Genomic DNA, 9,746 nt, shown 5'->3' with positions numbered 1-9,746 from the left:
TGCGGGGTTCATCTACCTGAACGGCCACTGGGATTCTTCCGGGACAGGCTCGGGCGTGAACCGGGTCATCATCCCGCCGGGCGAGCCGTGGACCGACGCCAACGGCGACAAGATCGCCGATCCGAACGGCGAGTACGTGAACCTGACGTACCCGACGTCTCTCGGCGGCGCCTTCACCGTCCGCGCTCCGGGTAACGCCGCGGCGGGGCAGACGGGCTCGGCGACGTCGACGAACGGCGTGACGTACACGTACACGACCGACCCGAACGCCCGCGACAGCCAGGGGATTCCCTTCACGGGGCAGGTCCACCTCCAGGGGGTTCTCTACATCGCCGGCACCTTCAACATGAGCGGGAACCTCTCGGTTTTCGGAAGCCTCGTGACCAAGGGAGGGATGCCCTCCCCCTCGACCGGCTCCCCCGACGTCTACTTCGACGAGCGCCTCATCAAGGGCGGCTGGCCGCCCCCCGAGATCAACCTCCCGCGGACGACGCTGTCGTTCTGGGAAAGCGAGATGTGACGCTTGGAGGGGGGCGCGCGTGGATGCTAGGCTTGCGGTCATGAGAGAGCGCCGTCCCGCACTCGTCGTCGCCGCGATTCTCCTCGCGATGCCGCTCGCCGTCGCGAGCGTGACGTTCGGCGAGGAGCCGGCGGGCGGCGCGTCGAAGAAGGCCGCGGCGAAGCCGGCGGATCCGAACGCCCCGAAGGTCTTCACCAACCGCGATCTCTCGAAGTACCACTCGTCGGCCACGGGCCCCAGGACCGTGTACGTCGACACCACCGCGAAGGCCGATGCGACGGCCGCCGCTCCGGACGAGTCGCTCACCCCCGACGAGAAGGCCCGCCGCCTCGCCGAGATCCAGAACGGCATCAAGGAAGGGGAGGCGCGCGCCGTCGATCTCGACAAGCGCCTTGCCTTCATGGCCAACCCGTACCTCCCGCCCCCGCAGCTCACCCCCGACGAGATCGCCGCGCAGAAGGGGATGAGCCAGAAGGACGCCTACCAGGCGCTCCAGGCCGAGAAGGCGGCGCTCGTGGAAAAGCTCACGGCGCTCCGGGCCGACCTCGCGAAGGTCTCAGCCCTTCCCACGCGCCCGGGCGGCGCGACCTCCGCGACGAGCGCGGGTTCCGCGACGACCCCCGAGCCTTGAACCGCATCCTGATCGTCGAGGACAAGGACAGCCTGAGGGCCGTCCTCCGGAAGACCCTCGAGGTGGAGGGGTTCAAGATCGAGGAGGCCGCCGACGCCCTCGAGGCGCAGGCGAAGCTCAGGACCGGGCCGTTCCTCATGGTCCTCACCGACCTCAAGATCCCCAAGGGTGACGGACACCTGGTCCTGAAGTCCGCGCTGGCGGAGGACCCCCTCCTTCCCGTCGTCGTCATGACCGCCTTCGGCACCGTCGAGGACGCCGTGCGCGCGATGAAGGAGGGGGCCTTCGACTTTCTCGCGAAGCCCGTCGACACGGCGCACCTTCTCGTCCTCATCGAGCGCGCCGCCGGCCAGAGGCGCCTCGTCGCCGAGAACATCCTCCTGAAGGAGGAGTTTGCCGAGCGGTTCGGCATGCCGAGAATCGTGGGGAACGACGACAAGCTGAAGGCGCTCACCGAGCAGGTGCGGCGCGTCGCCCCGACCACCGCGACGGTGCTCCTCTTCGGCGAGTCGGGGACCGGCAAGGAGCTCTTCGCCCGCGCGCTCCACGAGCTGTCGCCCCGCTCCGGGCGCCCCTTCGTCGCCATCAACTGCGCGGCGATCCCCGAGACGCTCCTCGAGAACGAGCTCTTCGGCCACGAGAAGGGGGCGTACACCGGCGCCAACGCCGCGAAGGCGGGGAAGTTCGAGATGGCGGACAAGGGGACGCTCTTCCTCGACGAGATCGGCGAGCTGTCCCAGAACGTCCAGGCGAAGGTGCTGCGCGTCCTCCAGGAGAAGTCGTTCGAGCGGGTCGGCGGCGTCACCACGCTGACCGTGGACGTGCGCCTGATCGCCGCGACGAACAAGGACCTTCACAGGGCGGTCGCCGACAAGACGTTCCGCGAGGACCTCTTCTTCCGCCTCTCGGTCGTGCCGCTGACGATCCCGCCGCTCCGCGAGCGAGCCTCGGACATACCGTCTTTGGTCGAGCACTTCGTCGCGCGCTTCTCGAAGGACCTCAAGCGGCGCGGCGTGCCGAAGGTGTCGCCGGCCGCGATGGAGGCGCTCTCGGCGTGCCGGTGGCCGGGAAACGTCCGCGAGCTGCAGAACTGCATCGAGCGCTCGCTCATCCTGTGCGACGGCGACGAGATATTCCCCGAGCACCTCCACCTCGCGCCCATCGAGCGTGTCGAGCCGCCCCCCGCCCCGCCCGACCTCACGGTTCCGCTCCCCGAGGCGATCGAGAGGGCGTCGAGGGAGATCGAGGCGCGCTACGTGAGGGAGGCGCTGAAGCGCGCGAACGGCGATCGCACCCGCGCCGCCGAGATTCTCAGGATGACTCCGAGAGTCCTCAACGCCCGCATCCGAGATCTGGGGGTGGGGTGACGCCTCGACTCGTCGCGCTGGCGGCCCTCGCGCTCCCCGCCCTCGCGGCGTGGGGGCCTGCCGCGGGCGCCGCGAAGGTGGAGCTCCTTCCCCCCGCCGGCACCATCGTCCGGATCGGCGAGGCGGTCGAGGTCCGATTCTCCGTCGAGGGGGCCGAAGGGGTCGAAGGGGCCGTGCTGCGCGTCGGCGCGCACGTCGAGAGGATCGAGGGGACGGGGCCGTTCGTCTACGTGTACGTCCCGAGCGGTTTCGCCGGCGTCGTCGCGATCGAGGCCGAGACCTTCGGCGCCGCGGGTGAGATGCGGAGAGCGTCGTCGAGCCTCCTCGTGAAACCGTCCCAGCCCTTCACGAGAATCCACGGAGAGAACCCTCTGTTCGAGCTGACGGTCGGCGAGAGGAAGCCGTTGCGCGTCTTCGGGGTGGCGGCGGACGCGACCGAGACCGAGATCACGGGGGCGGACGCGGGCACGACGTACCGGGTGCAGAGCGGCGGGTCGAACGTCGTCTCGATCGGCGGCGATGGCATGGTGGAAGCCCGCGGCGCAGGCTCGGAGCTGATCGTCTTCCGCAACGGGGATCTCTCGGCGGCGGTCCGCGCCGCCGTCACCCCCGTCAACCACCCGCCGAAGATCGCCGATCTCAAGCCCGTCACCGCGGTCGCCGGCGACTACGCCGAGGCGCACGTGCAGGCCACGGATCCCGACGGCGACGTCGTGGTCCTCTCCTCTGCGAACCTGCCGGAGTGGACGCGGCTGACCAACGTGGGAGGCGGGCACGCGGTCATCGAGCTGCGCCCGAAGGCGGCCGACGTGGGAACCCACGTCATCAGGCTCCTCGCCGTGGACGACGGGCAGCCCCGCATGTCGGACACCGCCGAGCTGACGGTCGTCGTCAAGGCCCCCTAGGGGCCCTGCCTTCCGATAACCCTCTGCAAAGATTCGCCTTAGCGCGCGCCCGCCTTGACACCTCTCGGGGCGGGGAGATATCTTCCGTTCCTCCAAGGAGCTGGCCGCTTCCCGTCGCGGCGGCCATCAAGGGCTCGAGCATCATTATTAATACGCCGTCCGGCGACCCCACCTCGGGCGGCCCACGCCATCCCGCCTTCGGGAACCGAGAGGGGCTTCCTCGTGAGCCGGAGAAAAGTCGTCATCATGGGCGCCGCCGGGCGCGACTTCCACAACTTCAACGTCTTCTTCCGCGACAACGACCTGTACGAGGTCGTCGCCTTCACCGCGACGCAGATACCCAATATCGCGGGACGGCGGTACCCGGCCTCCCTCGCCGGCCGTCTCTATCCCGGCGGAATCCCGATCCACGAGGAGCGTGAGCTCAGGGATCTCATCCGCAGCCACGGCGTGCACGAGGCCGTCTTCGCGTACAGCGACATCTCCCACGAGGACGTGATGCACAAGGCGTCGCTCGTGAACGCCGCCGGCGCCGACTTCACGCTGATGGGCGCGAACGCGACGATGCTCGCGTCGAAGGTGCCGGTCGTGTCGATCTGCGCCATTCGGACGGGATGCGGCAAGAGCCAGACGACGCGCAAGGTCTGCGCCCTCCTCAAGGAGTCGGGAAAGAAGGTCGTCGCGATCCGCCATCCCATGCCCTACGGCGATCTCGCGAAGCAGAAGGTCCAGCGCTTCGCCACGTACGAGGACCTCGATCGCGAGGAGTGCACGATCGAGGAGCGCGAGGAGTACGAGCCCCACATCGCGCGCGGGACGATCGTCTACGCGGGCGTCGACTACGGGGCCATCCTCGAGAGGGCCGAAAAAGAGGCCGACGTCATCGTCTGGGACGGCGGCAACAACGACCTTCCCTTCTACCGCCCCACCCTCGAGATCGTCGTCGTCGATCCCCATCGCCCCGGGCACGAGCTCTCGTACCATCCCGGCGAGACCAATCTGCACCGCGCCCACGTCGTCGTCATCAACAAGATGTCGACCGCACCGCCTGCGTCGGTGCAGCTCGTCCGGGACAACGTCACCCGCATCAATCCGAAAGCGACGATCGTCGAGGCCGACTCGCCGTTCGGCGTGGAGGACGCCGCCGCCATCCGCGGGAAGCGCGTCCTCGCCATCGAGGACGGGCCGACGCTCACGCACGGCGGGATGACGTACGGCGCGGCCGTGCTCGCCGCGCGCCAGCACGGCGCCGCCGAGGTGGTGGACGCGCGCGCGGCGGCCGTCGGATCGATCAAGGAAGCCTTCAGGAACTACCCGGGGATCGGGCCGCTGCTGCCGGCCCTGGGTTACGGCGACGCGCAGATCCGCGATCTCCAGGCGACGATCGATCGGGTGGACTGCGACCTCGTGCTGATCGGCACGCCGATAGACCTGAGGCGCCTCATCACGTTCAAGAAGCCCGCCCAGCGCGTGACGTATGAGCTCGAGGAGAGGGGCCGCCCCTCCCTCCGCGAAGTCCTCGCCTCCCTGGGCTGATATGGCTTCGCCCGCGCAGCGGCCGCGGCCCCGCAGGACCGCCGTCCTCGCGTTCGGCGGGAACGCGCTCGTCCGCCACGACGAGGACGGCTCCCAGCGCCGCCAGATCTCGCACGCCGAATCCCTCGCGCGCCTCCTCGTCCGCATCGTCAAGCGCGGATGGGATCTCGTCCTGGTCCACGGCAACGGCCCCCAGGTCGGGAACCTCCTGATCCAGATCGAGGAGGCGATCACCAAGGTGCCCCCCTCCTCCGTCGACGTCTGCGTCGCGCAGACCGAAGGGAGTATCGGCTACCTGCTGGAGCGAACGCTCCGCAACGAGCTCGCCCGCGCCGGGCTGCACCGCGAGGTGGTCTGCCTCCTCACGCAGGTCGTGGTCGATCAGAAGGATCCCGCGAACCGCCATCCGAGCAAGCCGGTGGGTCCCTTCTACACGCCGTACCGGGCCTCGTTTCTCATCAAGACGAAGAAGTGGCGGATGGTGGAGGACGCGGGAAGGGGTTACCGCAAGGTGGTTCCCTCCCCGCGGCCGCTCAAGGTTCTCGGCATGAAGGTGATCCGCGCGGCGCTGGCCGACGGCGACGTCGTGATCGCGGGGGGAGGCGGGGGAGTGCCCGTCGTGGAGGACGCGTCGGGGAAGCTCCGGGGGATCGAGGCGGTGATCGACAAGGACTTCACCGCGGCGCTGATCGCGACCGAGCTCGCCGCCGATCTCCTCGTGATCCTCACCGACGTGGACGCCGTGAGGCTGAACTACGGGAAGAAGAACGAGACCGTGATCCCGGGGATGACGATCCGCGAGGCGGGGCGCTGGCTCCGCTACGGCCAGTTCCCGCCCGGGAGCATGGGCCCGAAGATCGAGGCGGCGATCGAGTTCGTGTCGGCGACGCGGAATCCCGTCGTCATCACGTCGCTGCCGCGATCGCTCCGGGCGCTGTCGAGGAAGGCGGGGACGTGGATCACCGCGCCGCCACTGAAGAAGAGCTGAGATCCGGAACGGCAACCGACGAGAGGAGACGACGATGATCCTGAAGGGGGGCGACCTGCTCAGCGATCGCGATCTGACGGCCGAGGACGTGACGGAGCTCCTCGACCTGGGCGTCGCGATCAAGAAGAACCCGAAGAAGTACGGCGCCGCGCTCGCGGGGAAGACGCTCGCGATGCTCTTCCAGAAGCCGAGCCTGAGGACGCGCGTGACCTTCGAGACGGGGATGACCCAGCTCGGCGGCCACGCGATCTACATCTCCCCCGGCGACGCGGGATTGGGCACGCGCGAGTCGGTCCCCGACGTCGCGCGCAACCTCGACCGGTGGGTGGACGGGATCATGGCCCGCGTCTTCGCTCAGAAGATCGTCGAGGACCTCGCGCGCTACGCGCGCGTCCCCGTCATCAACGGACTCAGTGACGACTTCCACCCGGTGCAGGCCCTCGCGGACTTCCAGACGATCCGCGAGCACTTCGGCGATCTCACGAAGATCAAGCTGGCGTGGGTCGGCGACGGCAACAACGTCTGCAACTCCCTCCTCCTCGCCGCGTCGCGGACCGGGTCGAGGATGTCGGTCGCGACCCCTCCGGGGTTCGATCCCAATCCACAGATCGTCGCGGAGGCGGTGGCCTACAGCCGGAAGACCGGCGCGTCGTTCGAGCTCGGCCACGACGTGATGGAGCTGGTGAAGGGGGCCCACGTCGTCTACACCGACGTGTGGGCCAGCATGGGGCAGGAGTCGCAGGCCGAGGAGAAGGCGCGGGCCTTCAGGCCCTACCAGATCAACGACGCCGTGATGAAGGCGGCGGGGTCGCAGGCGAAGTTCATGCACTGCCTCCCCGCGCACCGCGGCGAGGAGGTCACCGACTCGGTCGCCGACTCCGCGGCGAGCATCATCTTCGACCAGGCCGAGAACCGATTGCACGCGCAGAAGGCGGTGATGGTGGCCCTGATGAGCGCGGCCGCGCCGTCGCGGGCGCGCGTGGCGGGATCTTCCGCTAGATCTTCCGCGCGACGTACAGCGCCGCGATCCCGAAAGTCAGCTCCTCGACGCGGACGGAGGTGAAGCCGGCGCGCTCGAGGCGGCGGGGGAAGGCCTCCTGGTCCGGAAAGGCCTGGATCGAGGAGGAGAGCCAGTCGTACGCCTCCCGGCTCCCCGAGATCAGTCGGCCGACCACGGGGACGAAGGCGTTGAGGTAGACCGCGTAGAGCGGTCCCATCACCGCTCCGCGAGGCCGGCCGAACTCCAGCACGGCGAGGGGCGCGCCGGGCTTCAGCACCCGGCGGATCTCGGAGAGGCCGGCGTCGAGGTCCGCGAGATTCCGCACGCCGAAGGCGACGGTCGCCCCTTCGAAGGTGGCGTCGGGGAAGGGGAGAGTCAGGGCGTCGGCCGCGATGAACTCGACCCGCTCGTTCTGACGCGCCGCCTTCGCGCGGCCGATCACGAGCATCTCGTGGCAGAAGTCGGCGCCGGTCACGCGGAGCCCGCCAAGGGCGAGCGCGACGGAGAGGTCTCCGGTTCCGCAGCACAGGTCGAGCACGGCGTCGCCTGTCGCCGCGTCCCGGACCGCCCGGACGGTCCTGAGACGCCAGCTCCGGTCGACCCCCAGGCTCAGAATCCGATTGATCAGGTCGTACCGCGGGGATATCCCGGCGAAGAGGGATCGGATCTTCGAGGCTTCGGGCAACGGGCATCTCCGGGGGCGCGAGGGCGGCCCACATATTAATATGCCGGCCCCGCCGGCCACCCCCGGGCGGGCGATACGGCCCCATTTCTTGACTTCGGCGGGGGTGTGTAGTACAAAGTCTGTTCCCCAACTCACCCGGTTTCAGGGTTTTCAGGGTTTCTTGAGGAGTCACAGTGGCCCGAACCACGACCACGCGGAAAAATACCGCCCGGCGAGCAGCGATGGACCCGACGTCCGTCTCGCCCGAGCTCCAGCCGAAGTGGTACGTCGTCGACGCCGAGGGGAAAACTCTCGGGCGCCTCAGCACTTCGATTGCGATGCACCTGATGGGCAAGCATCGGCCGCACTACGCGCCGCACCAGTTCTTCGGGGACCACGTGGTGGTCGTCAACGCCGGGAAGATCAAGGTAACGGGCCGCAAGCTCGACCAGAAGATCTACTACTGGCACACCAGCTACCCGGGCGGCCTCAAGGAGCTTCCGCTCCGAAAGGCGCTGGCGGAGCACCCGGTGAAGGTGATCCAGTGGGCGGTCGAGGGAATGCTCCCGAAGAATCGTATCGGCAAGAGGATGATCCGCTGCCTCAAGCTCTACGCCGGTCCGGAGCACCCGCACGTCGCCCAGCGGCCCGAGCCGCTTCAATCCCCCGCAGCCAGGAAGTCCGCGTGAGCCGATCCGCTCTTCGCGGAGGCGGCCTCGACGCACCCGAAATCATCTCGGAGAACTGAGCACCGATGGAAACCATCAGCGAGAACTACGGAACGGGCAAGAGGAAGAACGCGATCGCGAGGGTGTTCCTGAGGCCCGGCGCCGGCAAAATCACCATCAACGACCGGACGTTCGAGGATTACTTCCCGACGGCGTCCCACAGGCTGATCTGCCGCCAGCCTCTCGTGCTCACGGAGACGGCGGAGAAGTTCGACGCGACCATCAACGTTTCGGGCGGCGGCGTTTCGGGACAGGCCGGCGCCATTCGCCACGGTCTCGCGCGCGCCCTGCTCCAGTGGAATCCGGAGCTCCGGAAGGGGCTTCGTTCCGCGGGGTTCCTCACGCGAGATCCACGCGCCAAGGAGCGCAAGAAGTACGGTCAGAAGGGCGCCAGAAAGCGCTTCCAGTTCTCGAAGCGATAGGCGGAAGGACCGTAAGAGAGGGAGCATGCGAGTGATGACGGAGATCCAGTCTTGACGGCGGTGACGATCAAGGATCTGCTGGAGGCCGGCGCGCATTTCGGCCACCAGACGAAGCGTTGGAACCCGAAGATGAAGCCCTTCATCTTCGGCAAGCGCAACGGCATCTACATCATCGATCTGCAGCAGACGCTCAGCCGGTTCCAGCGCGCGGTCGAGTTCACGACCGATCTCGCGTCGCGGGGCGGCAACGTGCTCTTCATCGGCACGAAGCGGCAGGCGCAGGAAACGATCATCGAGGAAGCCACGCGGGTCGAGATGCCGTACGTCACGAGCCGGTGGCTCGGCGGCACGCTCACCAACTTCGGCACGATCAAGAAGCGCATCGAGCGGCTGCGGAGCCTCGAGACCCTGGGGGCCGACTCCCACAAGAAGGAAGGCCTCACCAAGAAAGAGTTGATCGGCCTCGAGAAAGAGCGGGCGAAGCTCACCAAGGTCCTCTTCGGCCTCAAGAACATGAGCTCGCTGCCGGCCGCGATCTTCGTCGTGGACCCGAACAAGGAGCACATCGCGGTCACCGAGGCGCGGAAGCTCAACATCCCCGTCATCGCCGTCGTCGACACGAACTGCGACCCCGACCTCGTCGACTTCTGCATCCCGGGGAACGACGACGCCATCCGGGCGATCCGTCTGTTCGCCTCGAAGATCGCCGACGCCATCAACGAAGGGTCTTCGTTCTACGCCCGCCGCAACCAGTCGGGCGATCGCGGCGAGGGGCAGGAATCCCACGCGGGATCGGACGGACCGGGCGAGGACGGCAAGCGCGGCATGCGGGCCCGCGGACGCGGTCCAGCCGCCGGCGCCCCCGCCGTCGCCGCCGAGATCGTCGAGCCCGTGGTCGAGGCGTCGCCGGCCGCCCCGCCGCCGGTCGTCGCCCCCGGCGGCGCGGTCGCCTGAGCTTCAGTCCCGACCGGAATCGGATGAACGC

General features: G+C 68.4%; 11 protein-coding genes. 10 read left to right on the top strand and 1 reads right to left on the bottom strand.

The features are described from left to right. Positions 1-55 precede the first annotated feature (55 nt). The 7 genes from HY049_06370 to argF all read left to right on the top strand — a co-directional run bounded on the left by HY049_06370 (position 56) and on the right by argF (position 7,010). Entirely contained in the window at positions 56-520 is a 465-nt protein-coding gene (locus HY049_06370; GenBank protein MBI3448522.1) for a hypothetical protein, read from the top strand. A 40-nt stretch (positions 521-560) separates the two neighbouring features. Continuing rightward, positions 561-1,151, top strand: a complete 591-nt coding sequence (locus HY049_06365) for a hypothetical protein (protein ID MBI3448521.1) — start codon at positions 561-563, stop codon at positions 1,149-1,151. Then, on the top strand, positions 1,148-2,518 hold the full coding sequence (locus tag HY049_06360) for a sigma-54-dependent Fis family transcriptional regulator (protein MBI3448520.1): 1,371 nt from the start codon (positions 1,148-1,150) through the stop codon (positions 2,516-2,518). Before HY049_06365 ends, HY049_06360 begins: the two co-directional genes overlap by 4 nt. Next, positions 2,515-3,423, top strand: a complete 909-nt coding sequence (locus HY049_06355; protein ID MBI3448519.1) for a hypothetical protein — start codon at positions 2,515-2,517, stop codon at positions 3,421-3,423. The genes HY049_06360 and HY049_06355 overlap by 4 nt, the downstream gene beginning before the upstream one ends. Before the next feature lie 246 nt (positions 3,424-3,669). After that, positions 3,670-4,959 (top strand): GTPase, encoded by a 1,290-nt coding sequence (locus tag HY049_06350; GenBank protein MBI3448518.1) that lies wholly within the window; start codon positions 3,670-3,672, stop codon positions 4,957-4,959. A 1-nt stretch (position 4,960) separates the two neighbouring features. After that, positions 4,961-5,947, top strand: coding sequence for a carbamate kinase (locus HY049_06345; GenBank protein ID MBI3448517.1), 987 nt, complete (start codon positions 4,961-4,963; stop codon positions 5,945-5,947). A 34-nt stretch (positions 5,948-5,981) separates the two neighbouring features. After that, a complete protein-coding gene (gene argF / locus HY049_06340) occupies positions 5,982-7,010 on the top strand; it encodes an ornithine carbamoyltransferase (GenBank protein ID MBI3448516.1) in 1,029 nt (342 codons plus the stop codon). On the opposite strand, the gene ubiE is transcribed toward argF, so the two are convergent. Continuing rightward, positions 6,943-7,632, bottom strand: coding sequence for a bifunctional demethylmenaquinone methyltransferase/2-methoxy-6-polyprenyl-1,4-benzoquinol methylase UbiE (ubiE, locus tag HY049_06335; protein MBI3448515.1), 690 nt, complete (start codon positions 7,630-7,632; stop codon positions 6,943-6,945). The genes argF and ubiE overlap by 68 nt on opposite strands. 221 nt (positions 7,633-7,853) lie before the next feature. Between ubiE and rplM the strand changes: the two genes are divergently transcribed. From rplM to rpsB, 3 genes are all read left to right on the top strand, one after another. Then, a complete protein-coding gene (gene rplM, locus HY049_06330; GenBank protein MBI3448514.1) occupies positions 7,854-8,300 on the top strand; it encodes a 50S ribosomal protein L13 in 447 nt (148 codons plus the stop codon). A gap of 65 nt (positions 8,301-8,365) precedes the next feature. Beyond that, the gene (gene rpsI / locus HY049_06325) at positions 8,366-8,761 is read left to right on the top strand and encodes a 30S ribosomal protein S9 (protein MBI3448513.1); all 396 of its coding nucleotides are present in this window, start codon (positions 8,366-8,368) and stop codon (positions 8,759-8,761) included. 51 nt (positions 8,762-8,812) lie between these two features. Continuing rightward, positions 8,813-9,715, top strand: a complete 903-nt coding sequence (gene rpsB, locus HY049_06320) for a 30S ribosomal protein S2 (GenBank protein ID MBI3448512.1) — start codon at positions 8,813-8,815, stop codon at positions 9,713-9,715. Positions 9,716-9,746: the final 31 nt, after the last annotated feature.

The sequence above is a fragment of the Acidobacteriota bacterium genome (assembly GCA_016195325.1).
Taxonomy (GTDB): domain Bacteria; phylum Acidobacteriota; class Polarisedimenticolia; order JACPZX01; family JACPZX01; genus JACPZX01.
Note: the sequence above shows the minus strand (reverse complement) of the source record. Positions and strands in the feature narration are given on the sequence as shown.